Annotated in this window: 14 protein-coding genes; 1 reads left to right on the top strand and 13 read right to left on the bottom strand. The window is 48.6% G+C overall.

What is annotated here, in order from left to right:
• Positions 1-46: 46 nt before the first annotated feature.
• The 4 genes from B5D35_RS04955 to rpe all read right to left on the bottom strand — a co-directional run bounded on the left by B5D35_RS04955 (position 47) and on the right by rpe (position 5,566).
• Positions 47-2,860 (bottom strand): ExeM/NucH family extracellular endonuclease, encoded by a 2,814-nt coding sequence (locus tag B5D35_RS04955; RefSeq protein WP_078751485.1) that lies wholly within the window; start codon positions 2,858-2,860, stop codon positions 47-49.
• Between the two features lie 233 nt (positions 2,861-3,093).
• Positions 3,094-4,110 carry a tryptophan--tRNA ligase gene (gene trpS / locus B5D35_RS04960; protein ID WP_078751486.1) on the bottom strand — a complete coding sequence of 339 codons (1,017 nt, stop codon included), beginning with the start codon at positions 4,108-4,110 and terminating at the stop codon, positions 3,094-3,096.
• 79 nt (positions 4,111-4,189) lie between these two features.
• Positions 4,190-4,888: a phosphoglycolate phosphatase gene (locus B5D35_RS04965; protein WP_078751487.1), complete on the bottom strand. Its 699-nt coding sequence runs from the start codon at positions 4,886-4,888 to the stop codon at positions 4,190-4,192.
• A gap of 3 nt (positions 4,889-4,891) precedes the next feature.
• Complete coding sequence (gene rpe, locus B5D35_RS04970) at positions 4,892-5,566, bottom strand: ribulose-phosphate 3-epimerase (protein WP_078751488.1); 675 nt, start codon at positions 5,564-5,566, stop codon at positions 4,892-4,894.
• 182 nt (positions 5,567-5,748) lie between these two features.
• Between rpe and B5D35_RS04975 the strand changes: the two genes are divergently transcribed.
• Complete coding sequence (locus tag B5D35_RS04975) at positions 5,749-5,961, top strand: DUF2970 domain-containing protein (protein ID WP_332870301.1); 213 nt, start codon at positions 5,749-5,751, stop codon at positions 5,959-5,961.
• A gap of 44 nt (positions 5,962-6,005) precedes the next feature.
• On the opposite strand, the gene B5D35_RS04980 is transcribed toward B5D35_RS04975, so the two are convergent.
• The 9 genes from B5D35_RS04980 to pilM form a co-directional block, all read right to left on the bottom strand.
• Entirely contained in the window at positions 6,006-6,839 is an 834-nt protein-coding gene (locus tag B5D35_RS04980) for a Dam family site-specific DNA-(adenine-N6)-methyltransferase (RefSeq protein WP_078751490.1), read from the bottom strand.
• 103 nt (positions 6,840-6,942) lie between these two features.
• Entirely contained in the window at positions 6,943-8,481 is a 1,539-nt protein-coding gene (locus B5D35_RS04985) for an AAA family ATPase (RefSeq protein WP_078751491.1), read from the bottom strand.
• Between the two features lie 30 nt (positions 8,482-8,511).
• On the bottom strand, positions 8,512-9,588 hold the full coding sequence (gene aroB, locus B5D35_RS04990) for a 3-dehydroquinate synthase (protein ID WP_078751492.1): 1,077 nt from the start codon (positions 9,586-9,588) through the stop codon (positions 8,512-8,514).
• Between the two features lie 18 nt (positions 9,589-9,606).
• Complete coding sequence (gene aroK / locus B5D35_RS04995; RefSeq protein ID WP_078751547.1) at positions 9,607-10,125, bottom strand: shikimate kinase AroK; 519 nt, start codon at positions 10,123-10,125, stop codon at positions 9,607-9,609.
• 281 nt (positions 10,126-10,406) lie between these two features.
• Positions 10,407-12,146: a type IV pilus secretin PilQ gene (locus B5D35_RS05000; RefSeq protein WP_078751493.1), complete on the bottom strand. Its 1,740-nt coding sequence runs from the start codon at positions 12,144-12,146 to the stop codon at positions 10,407-10,409.
• Between the two features lie 10 nt (positions 12,147-12,156).
• A complete protein-coding gene (locus B5D35_RS05005) occupies positions 12,157-12,675 on the bottom strand; it encodes a pilus assembly protein PilP (RefSeq protein WP_078751494.1) in 519 nt (172 codons plus the stop codon).
• Positions 12,672-13,265, bottom strand: coding sequence for a type IV pilus inner membrane component PilO (locus B5D35_RS05010; RefSeq protein ID WP_078751495.1), 594 nt, complete (start codon positions 13,263-13,265; stop codon positions 12,672-12,674). The genes B5D35_RS05005 and B5D35_RS05010 overlap by 4 nt, the downstream gene beginning before the upstream one ends.
• A complete protein-coding gene (locus B5D35_RS05015) occupies positions 13,255-13,848 on the bottom strand; it encodes a PilN domain-containing protein (RefSeq protein WP_078751496.1) in 594 nt (197 codons plus the stop codon). Before B5D35_RS05015 ends, B5D35_RS05010 begins: the two co-directional genes overlap by 11 nt.
• Positions 13,838-14,776, bottom strand: coding sequence for a type IV pilus biogenesis protein PilM (gene pilM, locus B5D35_RS05020; RefSeq protein ID WP_078751497.1), 939 nt, complete (start codon positions 14,774-14,776; stop codon positions 13,838-13,840). The genes B5D35_RS05015 and pilM overlap by 11 nt, the downstream gene beginning before the upstream one ends.
• Positions 14,777-14,806: the final 30 nt, after the last annotated feature.

The raw sequence follows: 14,806 nt of genomic DNA on the forward strand, positions 1-14,806 counted from the left end.
CAAAAAAACAGGCTCCCGAGAGAGCCTGTTTCGTTTTAAAACGTCTTTATTTTATCTTACAGCGGAAGCCTTTAAAGACCGCGACTATCTTATCATCAATCTCAACGGTTCCGCATGGAATATCAAAGATACCCCACAAGCGTGCACTCAAGCTGACTGAATCACCGTATTCCACACCCAAGTCTTGCATAAATTCGCTGCTTTCAGTGTACTTACGCTTACTCTTCCAACGAAGCCAAGGCCTGTTGGTATCAATCTCCCCATTCACCGCTGGCTGAACCCAGAAAAAGCTTTTGTTGTTGAAGCGCAGTTTAAAGCGCTGGATGGGTTCTTCATACTTGAGGCTGACAATCACTGGATCGTGATCAGATGACGAGTAAGGGTTGGTCGATTTAACCAGATCGCCTGTAAAGCGCCCTGAATACTGGAACAACGTGCTTTCAACTGCGTTGATGTGCCAGTCTTCAACACCAACCACTTTCTCTACCACACTGTCGTTACCCACTGCATGGTCAAGGCTGCCAAGTTCACCGTCGAACGTATAGGAAAACGCCTCTTCGCCAAGCGCATAAGTAGCTAGGTTTACATAGGCAAAGCCATCGTCTACCTCACGCGCCATCTCATCGAGTGTGACACCTGCAATCGAGGTACCTGCTGCCGAGACGATTTTACGCACCGCCGTATCGGTGTCGTAATTGGTCATGACACGCATAGGATCCTCTTGTCCATACGCATTGAAATCACCAAGCGCGATGATATCTCCATCGATGTTTTCCAGCGCCTTACCCAAGGTTTCTGCGGCGGACACACGAAATGCATTGCATCGCCCTTGAAGATCGGCAGGGTCGTCATCAAACTCGCCAGCAATCCAGTCTTCGTAACAACCGGAGCCTTTCGATTTGAAATGACTGACAGCTACCGAGAGCTTTTGGTCACCCATAACCCAAAAGCTCTGAAGCAGGCTATCGCGCTGGAATTTATCCAACTGACGCGTCTCACCATCAGGGCTTTCGCCAGAGATGTGTTGTTCTGGCATACGCACGACAACTGCATCACTATCAAGCTCGACAACGGCTGGACGATAAAGCAGAGCCACTTGAATTGCATCACTGCCCAAATAAGCCCCTTCGGTCAAATCGCCGGCAGCAGGCACTACATAGGCATAGTTGTCCGCGTCATCAGCAAACTGGGTATTGAGCTCTGTCACCAGGTTGGCCAGCGCACCGTTTTCGCCAAAGCCGTTATTCTCAATTTCCATTAAGCCAACAATATCAGCGTCCATGGCGGTCAGAGCATTGACGATTTTTGCTTGTTGCAATGCAAACTCTGCAGCGTCTTTGGTGCCTCGGTTACAACCACGTGACGCATCGGCATCCGCCTGATCATCACAGGTAATATTCAAGTCGCCACCAATCGCGCTAGCGCTGGTGAAATAATTTAAGACGTTGAAACTCGCGACTGTAAGATTAGCGTCAGCGAACACCTCGGGAGCAGCCGTGCGATCGCTACTACGGACAAAGTCACTTGCGATTAGCTCATTGCTGACCACCAGTCGATAGTCACTGAAGCTATAGCCTATCACCCCTTCAAGGTTAGTCACGGTATCGCCAATGCGGATATAACCCTGCTCCGCATCCAGGCCTGGGAAATACGGCACCACACCATCTGGCGCTTTTACGTCAGTTTCAATGAATAGCTGATTACTGTCATTGGCAGCGGCCAGTGCAGCGCTCTCATCTGAACCTGCGATATAAAGCTGAGTCGGTTTGACGTTTGGTGCTTCATGAGACAACACCATGTTGTTGCGGAAGGCATCAAAATCAAAACCGAAGTTTCGGGTGACAACCAACTCACTCTCACGCGTCAAACGCACCTTCATGCCTTCATAGCGTTCAAGCGCATCATCGAGCGTCTCGTTTTCACCAACCTCAATGTCTGTTGCGGGTAGCGTATCAACGGTATCAATCACTTCCCATTTTCTGTCTGACGCATCCAGTTCAGTCAGGTTAAAGAACTCTTTGACTGTACCCGCCACGCACACCTGCATGCCCGGTTCAATGTCTTCAGGCGCACTGCCAGTAAAGATAAACAGGCCGTCTGATGTGGCCTCGTCACCATCACCGGCCGCGTCTTGTAACCAGAAACCTTTGTAGAGGCTGGTTGTTACCGCCGTAACGACACCCTCCACGAAGTAAGTCCCCTCTGCTTCAACGCTGCCATCTGGCACCAAGGGACTTCGGTCGCCGCTTCCCTGAATCGCATAGGTCGGCGTTAAGGTCTCGCCTTCACAGCTGAAGGTGTTACCACCCCCTCCACCCTCACAGGCAGCAATACCACTGCACCCCAATCCATCAAAAGTGTTTGACGCAAAAAATTGCCATTCTTCGGAAGGAGTAAACGGCGAGGAAAGGTCGGTGCGCGCTGCACTACCATCTATTCGGCGAAGGGTGACATTTGCCCCGAAAGAATCACTGTTACCTAGTTGGCCAATCCCATCGAGCACGTTATCACTGGCATCGACCAGAGCCACTACATCGTTACCGTTAAAATTGATAGATCCAGGGGTTTGTTGGGCAACGTCAAGAATGTCACTTACAGCACTTGAATTAGCAACCACATAACTGTCACCTGCTTCCAGTGTCCCTGAGAGGCTCACCGAGCCATTGAACGCGTTGTTGCCATTGGAGGCAATTTTAATAAATAGCCCGTCTAAGGAAGCATCTGCTCCCCCCTTGTTGGTCAGTTCCACCGCTTTATTGTTTGAGGAGCCTTCCACGTACTCCGTGATGAGAATATTTGCACTGACGGGAAACGCCATACTTAGCGCCAGAGCCAGAGGGCTCCATGTTGAAATCTTCATTAGCTGTCCTTGTTTGCGTGTGAAGTCATGAAACACTGCAAATGGTTTATCAGCCACGTGGATTAAATAAGTGATACGGGTCGCAAGTCTTCGTATCAAGACAGTAACTGTCTAAACGAATTGAGGGGTTTTATGCGTTTTCAACAGCAAGAGAGAACATGGATGGGGGATAAAGAGGATATTCAGGCATAAAAAAAGCAGCGAAAAATCGCTGCTTATTCATCAAAACGTGATTATGGACGCGCCACAAAACCCACCGCTTCATACGCTTTTTTCAGCGTTACTGCAGCACGGGCTGATGCTTTTTCTGCGCCAGCTTTCATGACTGAATCCAGATAAGCACGGTCTTCACGGAACTGCTTATAACGGGTTTGTACTGGCTCCAGCATCGCAACCACGGCATCGGCCGTATCCGATTTAAGGTGACCGTACATTTTCCCTTCGTATTCCGCTTCAAGATCAGCAAACGACTTACCCGTCGCCACAGACAGCAAGCCCATCAGGTTAGCAACACCCGGTTTGGTTTCTATATCGAAAGCAACACGTGGTGGCTCTTCTGAGTCAGTGACGGCTCGTTTGATTTTCTTTGCGATTGCTTTTGGATCTTCCAAAAGACCAATCACATTGTTGCGATTGTCATCCGACTTTGACATTTTCTTGATCGGATCTTGCAGGCTCATTACGCGTGCACCCACTTGTGGGATGTACGGTTCTGGTACCGTGAACACGTCGCCATACAGGTTATTGAAGCGGTGCGCGATATCGCGAGCAAGCTCAAGGTGCTGCTTTTGGTCGTTCCCCACTGGTACTTGGTTTGCTTGGTACAACAGGATGTCAGCTGCCATCAGCACTGGGTAGCCAAACAGACCCGCATTGATGTTCTCAGCGTGGCGAGCAGACTTATCTTTGAACTGGGTCATTCGATTCAGTTCACCCATCTGCGCGTAGCAGTTCAGCACCCAACCCAGTTGTGCGTGCTCAGGCACGTGAGACTGGATAAACAGGTTACTTTTTTCAGGCGTTACACCAACTGCCAGACACAGTGCCAGAGAGTCCAGTGTCGCTTGACGCAGCTTTTCTGCGTCTTGGCGCACGGTGATCGCGTGCAAGTCTACGATGCAGTATTGGCAATCGTAATCGTCCTGCATTTGCTCCCACTGACGCAAAGCACCAATGTAGTTGCCGATACTGAGTTCGCCTGATGGCTGAACACCGCTAAGTACAATGGGTTTGGTCGATGGATTACTCATGGTCTTTCTGTTCCTGTCAGTAGAAGCAGCCGATGCGACCACGCATCGGCTGTTATTTTTAGATTGTCTGCGTGTTAATTTACGCTGTTTTGTCGGTGGAGAGAACCGTTAATAATTCATTGAAGTGTGCAGCGACAAACTCTGGTGCGCTATCACTGATCGGCTCTCCGTAGTTGTACCCGTATGTCAGGCCAACGGAGACGAAACCTGCATTTTTTGCGGCAAGGATATCGTTTTTAGAATCACCGACCATCAGCATGTTGTCATCCTTCAAGCCATGCTTGTCACGCAGGCTGAAAAGACCTTCAGGATCTGGCTTGTTGGTTGGCAAGGAGTCACCGCCAATAACGTCGGTAAAGTATTGTGCCAAATCTAGGTCCGCCAAGATCTCCGGCACAAACTGATAGGGTTTGTTGGTCACGATACCCAAGGTGTAACCTGCACTTTTCAGTGCAGACAACGTCTCTTTCACACCCGCATAAACGATGGTTTTTCCGTGACCATTGTTAGCATAGTGGAAATCAAAGCGTTCACGTACTTGGGTGTAAAGTGCTTCATCAATATCCGCACAGATTGTCACGCTTTGGCTCAGTGCACGCTTAAGCATGATTTCTGCGCCGTTACCAATCCAGTTGCGTACATCGTCGTCTGTCACCGTATGCAGATTCAAATCTGCCAGCGCCATACGAATGCCTTCGGCCAGATCTGGCACGCTATCTACCAGCGTACCGTCTAGGTCAAACGCCACATATTTGATTGTGTCGAAATTTACCGTCACCGCTTATTTTCCTACTTTGCTTAATTCTGCACGCATTTCGTCAATCACCGCTTTGTAATCCGGATGACTGAAAATCGCTGAGCCAGCAACGAACATATCCGCGCCCGCTTCTGCAATCTCACGAATATTGTCAACTTTTACGCCGCCATCAATTTCAAGACGAATGTCACGACCGCTCTCGTCAATACGACGACGTACTTCACGCAGTTTGTTCAGCGTTTCAGGAATAAACGACTGGCCACCAAAGCCAGGGTTGACTGACATCAGCAAAATCATATCGACTTTGTCCATGACATGGTCAAGGTGATGGAGTGGCGTTGCAGGGTTGAACACCAAGCCGGCTTGACAACCATTCTCTTTAATCAGTTGCAGCGTACGGTCTACATGCTCACTGGCTTCCACATGGAAGGTGATCATGCTGGCACCCGCTTTCGCGAAGTCAGGGATAATACGGTCTACAGGTTTCACCATCAGGTGAACATCGATCGGCGCGGTGATGCCATAGTCACGAAGTGCTTTACAGATAGGTGCACCAAATGTCAGGTTCGGTACGTAATGGTTATCCATTACATCGAAATGCACCACGTCAGCACCCGCTGCCAGCACTTTTTCGACATCTTCACCTAAACGTGCGAAATCCGCCGACAGAATCGACGGCGCAATGAGAAAATCCTTCATCCTATAGCCTCACTTGCCACTTAAAAAGTCGGCGCAATTCTACCCGATCCCAAACGCGCTGTCCTATCAGATACTTTGATTCATACCATAACCTGGGGGAATTAATGCCGATACCGCGAATTGAAACGTTATGCGCTAAGCTAAGAACAGTCAGGCTGAATGGAGCGGCAGGAGTGAAACGGATCAAAGAACAAAAAGGCAATACGGTTGGTATATTGGAGATTATAAAAAGTGTTTTTGCGGCGATGTTCGGCGTGCAGTCTGACAAAAACCGACAACGCGACTTCCAGCAAGCTAGCATGGTGCCCTACATTGTTGTCGGTGTTGTCTTCGTGGTTCTTTTTGTACTCGGCCTAATTGGCGTGGTGTCATTTGTCACACCTGCACAATCCTAAAGTAACTCTGACCCAAAGTAACTCAGGCCTAAAATAGCTCGGGCCTAAGGTGATTCCGGACTTTCGCAGGAAAACAGTGCCAGTAATTCATCCACTTTATTACGACCACTAGCATTGCGACTGATGGTGCGCTTCACTCTCACAACGTTTAAATGCGCACCATGATAGAGACTACGCGTTAACGGCGTGTCATGGTTTGAAACCAACACGGGCACACTCTTCTCCGTCGCAGCTTTTCGCGCATACTCGCCCAACAGCGCTTGATCATCCAAACTAAATCCCCCACTGGCATACGTGGTGAAATTGGCGGTGGTCGACAAAGGAGCATACGGGGGATCGCAATAAATCACGCTACCACGACGGGCCGCTTTAAAACTCTGCTGGTATCCTTCACACACAAACGTCGCTTTCTTTGATTTCTCAGAAAAGAACTCTAGTTCTGCTTGCGGAAAGTAAGGCTTCTTGTACGAACCAAAAGGCACATTGAAACCGCCTTTTTTATTGTATCGGCACAAGCCATTAAAGCCGTGGCGATTCATGTACAGGAAATAAAGCGAACGTAAGTACGGATCTTTGGTCTTATTGAACTCTTCACGGATCGCAAGATACGCCGATTTTTGGTTGTATTCTTGTGTGAAGAGTTTTCTCACATCATCGATATAACGCGTAGGCTCTTGCTTGAGCAGGTTATACAGATTGATGAGATCAGGATTGATGTCAGCGAGACGGTAATGTTCAAAATCTGTGTTCAGAAACACTGACCCAGCCCCAACAAAAGGCTCGATCAGCTTTTTACCCTCAGGCAAGTGCTTGCGGATGTCTTCAACCAGTGAGTATTTACCCCCGGCCCACTTGAGAAAGGCGCGATGCTTTTTCATTAATGTGTATCCACCACCACTGCTGTACGAAAGGTGGCGGATTGTATCTTATTTTTTGCCATCAATCAGCGTTAATTCGTGCCTTGAGTACCGAAGTACGGGGTTAATTTGCCAACCCAATCTCTTTATGGATTTGCGTGAATGATTTTGCCCATGGCGACAGATTCCGAACATTCTCGGGCAATTGCACTTCCGCCTTTCTCGCTTCCGCAACCGTTGGATAATCACCCACCAAGACCATAAACCAAGGTTCTCCGTTTCGGCGCGTTTCATAAACTAACGCTAAGCTCGCGAGTTCATACTCTTGCATGAACTCGTCAACGGCTCGCTTGGACTGCAAAGCAGCCAATTGCAGGGCATAACGAGAAGCGGGTACTGTCAACAACACATTATTGGCCATCGGCGTATCGGCCAAAGGCGGTTTCGCAACGGTTGCTACGGGTATTGATTCACTTTGCGATGTCGCAACTTGTAGTGGTGCGACTGCCGTTTTTGATAGCGTTGCTTGGTTTGCTGCAACAGTCGGTATCACTGCTTCTACGTGCGCAGCCTCTGGTGAGAGAAGCTCAGAAATCAGTGGTTCTGGGACAACAGCCGTGCCGTCCCCCCCTGTTTCTTGGTCGTCAATGATGGCATCGACGACATTGTCCGGAACCACGATTCGACGGCTCGGATCCCGCCGACCGACAGTCATCCCTTCCACAACTGGGTCTAACGGCAAATCGATAATGTCGTCAGTCACCTTTCCAGATGTAGCCGGATCACCCTCGGCATTGATACCTTCCTCATTGAGTTGTTTTTCTTTCTCATCAAGGATTTCAGTGAGCGACTTCACGCCATCCGTCACAGCTTCTGCGATCTCAGTCGGTGCAGTCTGCATTTGTGGCTTCACTGCCCACCAGACCAGACCACCACCGATAACGAGAAGAAACAGCACGAGCAAAACCAGAGGAATGAGTGAACGGCGTTTCTTCTCTTCCATTGAGGGGATCTCCTGTTGACCTAGTCCTTTTAATGCACCAGGCAATGACGGTAACAATGCGGCTTTCGCTTTCAGGGCTCGGCGCTGCGCGGCATCAAGCTGATGGCTTACCATCATGACTTCAATAAACATTTCACGCTCGTTGTCGGCAAGCGGACTGACTTCAAGCTCTAGCGGCTTCACACCTTGACCATATGACACTTTGTGGAGCCACTTATTCAACTTACCTCTTAAGCTAAACAGCAGCACATTGATTTGCCAATTGTTTCTTTGCTGAGCTTCGGTAACCAACGACCAAAGTTCTGCAATGATATTGGCACTGAGTCGTTGGGCATTGTCGATAACAATCAGCGCGTGGACACTGTTTCCTTCCAACATGTACTCCAAGCTTTGCAGCATGGAGTCGTTTTCGTTGAACACGCCGTCGCGCACAATTTGTCGCAGGATAATGGCGCGGTGCTGCGCATCCTGTTGGCTGTTATTGCAAATAAGGAGAGATTGCGTGGGCTCATTCGCCCAGTTTTCGAGGTAGCGTTCGCTCAGCCACGTTTTCCCAGCACCTGTTTCGCCAGTGACTTGAACCAGGTTAGAGCTAAAACGTGTAAGAAATTGAATTCGCGACAACAATTGAATTTGGCTATCAAAATCCAACGCGATCATGTCATGGGAGCCTGTCATATACAAACCCGCTTAATGTGTCTTAATGACCTCAGCAAGCGTTTCTGGAGATACATTCGAAACCACTTCCGCCGTTCCAATTGAGGTTGGCAAAACAAAACGTAGTTGCCCTGAAAGCACTTTTTTATCGCGTTTCATATGCTTTATAAAAGCATCATAGCCCATAGAGGTAGGTGCTTTCACGGGAAGATTCGCATTTTCGAGCAAGGAAGTGATACGGATAACATCTTCTTTTGGAAGCAATTGCTGAAGATATGCCGTTGTCACGGCCATCACAGTCCCGGCCGCGACAGCTTCGCCGTGTAGCCAATTGCCATACCCCATCTCCGCTTCAATGGCATGTCCGAAGGTGTGACCGAGGTTGAGTAACGCGCGAACACCAGACTCTTTCTCGTCTTCAGCCACTACATCGGCCTTTATCTGGCAACAACGCTTAATCGCATAAACAAGTGCGTCCGCATCCAGATGGTTCAGGGGAACCAGATTGCCTTCTAGCCACTGGAAAAAGGGGTTATCCGCAATGATGCCGTATTTAATGACTTCTGCCATACCTGCAGCAAATTCTCGCTGAGGTAGGGTTTTCAGAACATCGATATCAATCACCACCGCTTTCGGTTGGTAAAACGCGCCAATCATATTTTTCCCTAAAGGGTGATTGACCGCCGTTTTTCCACCGACCGATGAATCGACTTGCGACAGCAATGTGGTTGGAACTTGGATAAAGTCTACGCCACGCTGATAACAAGCAGCCGCAAAACCCACAACATCCCCAATGACACCGCCACCCAATGCAACAATCAGGACGTCGCGGGCATAAGTACCTTCGAGTAAAAAGGTATTGATGGTGTTGAAAGTATCGAGCGTTTTGTGCTGCTCGCCGTCAGGCAAGGACAATAAAGCTGGCTCCCCGCCAGCTTTACGTAAGGTTTCCAATAAAAGATCGGCGTAAAGCGGCGCAATGGTTTCATTGGTCACTACCACCACACGACGGCCTTTAGCGTCAGAGAATAAAGCCGGATCAGCAAGTAATCCTGCGCCTATCGAAATGGGGTAACTTCTGTCGCCAAGGTTTACGTCGATCCTTTCCATGGAATTCCTTTTTATTTCTTAGTGATTTTCCAGCAGTTCGATGATCTGGTTTGCTACCACTTTTGCACTTTGATCGTCAGTGCGAACAACGTAGTCAGCAATCTCTTCGTACAGTGGATTACGCTCGTCAGCTAATGACTCAAGCACTTCACGAGGCTGGTCAGTTTGAAGCAATGGACGCTTCTTATCACGCTGAGTACGCGCCAATTGTTTTTCGATGGTGGTTTCCAAGTAAACCACGATACCGCGAGCAGACAGACGGTTGCGGCTTTCACGGCTCTTGATTGAACCACCACCCGTTGCCAGAACGATACCTTGTTTTTCAGTAAGGTCGTTGATTACGTGCTCTTCACGAGCGCGGAATCCTTCTTCACCCTCAACATCGAACACCCATGCGATATCAGCACCAGTGCGCTCTTCAATCACGGTGTCCGAATCAAAAAATTCCATGTGTAGTTGTTGTGCTAGGTGTCGACCAATTGTGCTTTTGCCAGCCCCCATAGGGCCTACAAGAAAGATATTTCGTTTTTCAGCCATTTTAAGCAGTTTACGCGCGGTTAATGAAAACAACACCGCCCGAGGCTCGCTATTGAAAGCCCGAGGCGCCAAATTCCTCACAGATAATTCGTGATCAGACCAAAAATTATCTCAGGTCAACTAGCCCTTTGGCAACTTAAAATACGTCATTGTTCAGGTTTAAGTCGTTTCTCAGAGATTGCAGGGCAAAGAGAGAGGCTGAAAGCCACATTGCTTGTCGCTTTCAGACCTATTGAAGAATATCGGTTTTTACGCCGCTTAGCACCAAGCTTGCTACAAAATTATTGCACCATGACCCTTGGCGTGACAAATATGAGCAATTCACGCTTGCCCACCGATTCGTAATTTCGGCGAAAAAGGACACCTAAACCCGGAATATCGCCTAACAAGGGGACTTTTTCCTCGATGTTGGCGGTTTCATGCTGGAAAATACCGCCCAACACAATGGTTTCACCGTCATTCACCAGTACTTGCGTGCCAATACGTTGGGTATTGATCGCCATCGCCTCACCATTTCCCGCTTTTACGGTGACAGAAGGTTTGTCTTGTGTGACCACCAAATCTAACACCAACATATTGTCAGGCGTGATTTGGGGAGTCACTGACAGACTCAGCACGGCTTTTTTGAAGGAAACGGCCGTCGCACCGCTGGAGGACGCTTCAAGGTATGGCAGCTCAGTACCTTGCTCAATGTAGGCAGGACGTTTGTTAGTGGTAAGCAAACGTGGGCTTGAAATGATTTCTGCGCGGTTTTCTGATTGCAAAGCAGAAAGCTCCAGATCCAACAGCAGATCACGGCCTAAATTGGCAATTGAGAACGCAATGCTGGTTGCATTTGGACTGACGGCGCCTAAATTGACATTGAGATAGTCATCAATGTTGACCATATCGGGTTGTTCACCATCACCCAGCCAATCAATACGGTCCGTATGTTGCCAATTGCCCTCTATGGAACTGCCCGTCGTAAAGTCACCATTTTGGTTAACAACCCCCCAGCGAACGCCTAACTCATCCAAGGTACCTTCATCAACCGTAACAATACGCGCTTCGATTTCCACCTGATCAACGGGAATATCAAGCGAGGTCAGCAGAGCCTTAACGACTTCGATATTGTCCGCGAGATCAGTGACAATCAGAGAGTTAGTTCTGGGGTCAACGGCCACACTGCCACGTTCGGAGAGCAATGCCACGGTCTCTTCGCCTTCGTCATCCCCTTCGAGCATTTCTTTAAAGGCTTCTGCACTGGCATAACGAATTTGAATCACTTCAGAACGCAGTGATGCCATTTCACGCTCAAACTGAATTTTCTCTAGAGCTAACCGCTCTTGCTCATCAAGTTCTGTTTTCGGTGCGATTAGCAAGATGTCGCCTTTCTGTCGCTTGTCCAACCCTTTCACCGTCAGGATCGTCTCTAGGGCTTTTTGCCACGGTACGTTATCAAGCCTTAAGGTTAAACTGCCTTCAACCGAGTCTGAGATTACAAGATTGAAACCATTGTGGTCGGCGAGAATTTGAAGCACAGAGCGAACCGGAATATCTTGAAAATTGATCGAAATATTTCCGTTGTCGACTGGTTTGGTTGATGTATTGGTATCGGACTTCACCACAGTGAGCGAGGGAAAGACATCGACTGTCAGGACGTTGTCTGCTTGAAAATAGTCATACCCAAAGTGGCTGGTGGCCTGAAGTGTTATCGCTAACCCGTCCTCGTTCGGCGCAAGCGAAATTTTTTGGAGCACACCCTCCGTGACGGTTTGCTGCTCTGCTAAGGTTTCCAGCACACTGGTGTCTTTTAAGACAATGGCCAATTCGCTGTTACTTTTTTCAAAGCTTGCCAATATTTCTGCACTCTCTAGCGTCAGCGCAAGACTGTATACGTTGTTTTCCTTTTCCAATAATTCAATGTTGGTTAGCAGGTTGTCGGCATACGCCATTTGAGCGATAGGCAAACACGTCACCAGCACACTGAGCCAGTAAGTAAATTTTCTTTTGCTCGGGCTTTCGTTCCAAAGTCCTTTCATTCGAGCCTCTTTAATCCTTGTTAACCATCGCCACTTTAATGTTGCGCTTTGTCCAGCAGCCTAACCCATCGGGCAAATGCTCGGTCAGTGACAACGTATGCTGACTAATACTTTTGACCTGGCCACGGTTGCTTCCTAGCATCCGCCCAGGCCCTATTCTGTGAATCGTCGCGTCCGGTGATTCCACCAATGCCCAATAACTGCCTGGCGTACCAATCACACCTTTAAACTGCAAAGATGAAAGTTCGAAGCTTTCTAAGGGGTCTTTTCCTGGCAGATCATGAGGTTGCCAGCAGTCTGTGCGGGAATACTCATCGTCTTCCTGAGCCTGCGGCATGACAAAAGGGTCTGTACTGACCACGGGGGCAAACGCTAAAGGCTCAAACTTAGGCTCTGGTGGAAGTGGGGTTGACGTTACTTCTGCAACGGCATATGTCTTCGTAATAAAGCTTTCTAGGTCTTGATTGTTAGTGCTGTCAGAACATCCTCCAACAAAGACCAGCATCAGGCCTGCTATCCGCTTTTTCATAGCCCCTCCACATTCCGGTCAATGTAGCGATAGGTATGTGCCGCAACAGAAAAATTCAGCACTTCGCGGTGTCCACCCTCTCGTTTCAAGTTGAAGTCTTGCAATGCCACGATGCGTGGCAGTCTTGCCATTGCCTCAGAGAACTGACCAATGCCTTCATAACTTCCGGTAACCACAATTTCTAAGGGGACTTTGTATAGCCATCCGACTTGCTCTCCGTAGCCCCAATCGAGCCGTTCAAACGACAAGCCATACTGTTGCCCGATATCGTTTATGCCAGCAAGCAACTGCGCAAGCTCTTCATCTTGCGGTAATTGTTGGGTCAGTTTGAGATAAAAACGGTTCAGCGCTTCGACCTGCTCATCCACATCAGGAAGCGCAGCGACTCTCTGGGCTTTAAAGCGAAAAGTATTTTTAAGGATGACTTCCTCTTGCTCGGCCATCGTGATCTTGTCGTAACTTGGCAAAACAACAAACATCAAGCCCGCCACCAGTACCAATAGCCCCGCAACCGTTAACACTACTCTGCGAGCGGTTGATGACCATTCGGGGATTTCATCCAGCTCCCAATCTCTCCAATCAGCGTCCATGTTTGCCCTCCTCAGACAATTCAAGAGACACAAAAGCCGCTAGCGAAAAGGTCAAAAGAAAGCTGTTTGCAGCGCCATCGTCTTGTTTCGAGTTCTCATTGTTTATGATCGAGTGGATCTGAACATCCGAAGCACCCGGCTTCGCTTCCAGCAAAGCCAGCAAGGACGCAAGTTGGGCGTTCGAACGGCTTCTCCCTTTTACGCTGACCTTGCCTTGTTTTAACGTGACGCTATCGAGTACCACGCCGTCCGGCGTAACCTCGGGTAACAAATTGAACAGTAACGTGGTGTTGTTACGCTGTATTTGAAGGCTGTTGACCAAGGCCAGACGTTGCTCTAACGCGTCCCTTGCTAACTTCTTTTCTGTAAATTCAGCCAGCTTTTTGTCAAGGATTTGGATTTCGGTCTCTAAGCGCGTGTTTCGCACTTCCTGAGCAGAGAGAAGCCGCTCTCCGTTTAAAAACGCAATGCCTAAGAAGCCAATCACCAGTAGTGTGACGAGGAGAGCTTCAACGTAAAACTGCTTTCGCGTTTCAAGACGCTTGTTCTCTCGCCAAGGGAGAAGGTTGATGCTATTTCTCATCGTCGAGCCCCCTCAATGCTAGTCCAACGGCCGTCGACCAATAGCTTGCTGGCTCGCTCATTTTTTTGAGCACGTCTGTCGGGATCGTCAATGTCTGAACAGGATTGAAGGTTTTAACCTGCCACCCCAGTAAGGTTTCTAACTGTTCCATGTCTATCAAGCGATTGCCCTCACCAGACAACCATAACGTTGTCACTTGATCTTCTGGAAACTGAGTGCGTACAAGCTGACATTGACGTTGGATAGTTTCCGCTATTTGCTCTGTAAAGTGCGCTTTTGTTGTGCGGCCACCGTTCAGGCCCATTGAAATAGGAAGAGGCAAATCACGCATCAGAGGGTCTTTTTCACCCACACCGAAACAAAGTTGGAGTCGTTCGGTATTCACATCAGCCATCAGAGCGCGGTTAGACAGGGATAACACGTCAAGTTGTCGGTCATACAACTGCAGCAAAGCATGTGACTCCAAAGCGATGACTGAGAGTCGAAAGCCTGACGACGCTAATGCATCCAATGTTGAAGCCAACACGGATTTTCGGCAGGCGAACACTTCGATGCCTTCCCCTGAGGGTAAGTTTCGATAGTCATACAACAATTCATCCATAGATAAGCCAAGATTTTCTGAGAGCTGCAATCCGATCTGCATGTATTGCTCTTGTTCAGACACGTTTTGACTTATCGGGAGACGTTTAATGGCAACCGAACTTTGGGCTATCCCCATTACCTGCGACTTTGTCGCGAATCGAAATGCTGCTTTATTGACAGAGAATTGCTTTCTCAAGCTTTTTAAAGCGTCAGTCAACGTCGCATTACCAAGCTCAACCGAAGACAAATCGCGGAGATAAACACCGCTATTCCGGCTTTCCAAGATGGCAGCACGAACTGAATGAATTCCAATATCGAGCCCAATGGCCCATTTGCCTTGAAACATTTACAAGTACTTCCCGCTAAATGTCAGCAT

It is taken from the genome of Enterovibrio nigricans DSM 22720, from assembly GCF_900167155.1.
GTDB classification, from domain to species: Bacteria; Pseudomonadota; Gammaproteobacteria; order Enterobacterales; family Vibrionaceae; genus Enterovibrio; species Enterovibrio nigricans.

Coding starts and splice junctions, on each gene's coding strand:
- B5D35_RS04955 (WP_078751485.1), bottom strand. CDS start 2,860: ATGAAGATTTCAACATGGAGCCCTCTGGCTCTGGCGCTAAGTATGGCG.
- trpS (WP_078751486.1), bottom strand. CDS start 4,110: ATGAGTAATCCATCGACCAAACCCATTGTACTTAGCGGTGTTCAGCCA.
- rpe (WP_078751488.1), bottom strand. CDS start 5,566: ATGAAGGATTTTCTCATTGCGCCGTCGATTCTGTCGGCGGATTTCGCA.
- B5D35_RS04980 (WP_078751490.1), bottom strand. CDS start 6,839: ATGAAAAAGCATCGCGCCTTTCTCAAGTGGGCCGGGGGTAAATACTCA.
- B5D35_RS04985 (WP_078751491.1), bottom strand. CDS start 8,481: ATGATCGCGTTGGATTTTGATAGCCAAATTCAATTGTTGTCGCGAATT.
- aroB (WP_078751492.1), bottom strand. CDS start 9,588: ATGGAAAGGATCGACGTAAACCTTGGCGACAGAAGTTACCCCATTTCG.
- aroK (WP_078751547.1), bottom strand. CDS start 10,125: ATGGCTGAAAAACGAAATATCTTTCTTGTAGGCCCTATGGGGGCTGGC.
- B5D35_RS05000 (WP_078751493.1), bottom strand. CDS start 12,146: ATGAAAGGACTTTGGAACGAAAGCCCGAGCAAAAGAAAATTTACTTAC.
- B5D35_RS05005 (WP_078751494.1), bottom strand. CDS start 12,675: ATGAAAAAGCGGATAGCAGGCCTGATGCTGGTCTTTGTTGGAGGATGT.
- B5D35_RS05010 (WP_078751495.1), bottom strand. CDS start 13,265: ATGGACGCTGATTGGAGAGATTGGGAGCTGGATGAAATCCCCGAATGG.
- B5D35_RS05015 (WP_078751496.1), bottom strand. CDS start 13,848: ATGAGAAATAGCATCAACCTTCTCCCTTGGCGAGAGAACAAGCGTCTT.
- pilM (WP_078751497.1), bottom strand. CDS start 14,776: ATGTTTCAAGGCAAATGGGCCATTGGGCTCGATATTGGAATTCATTCA.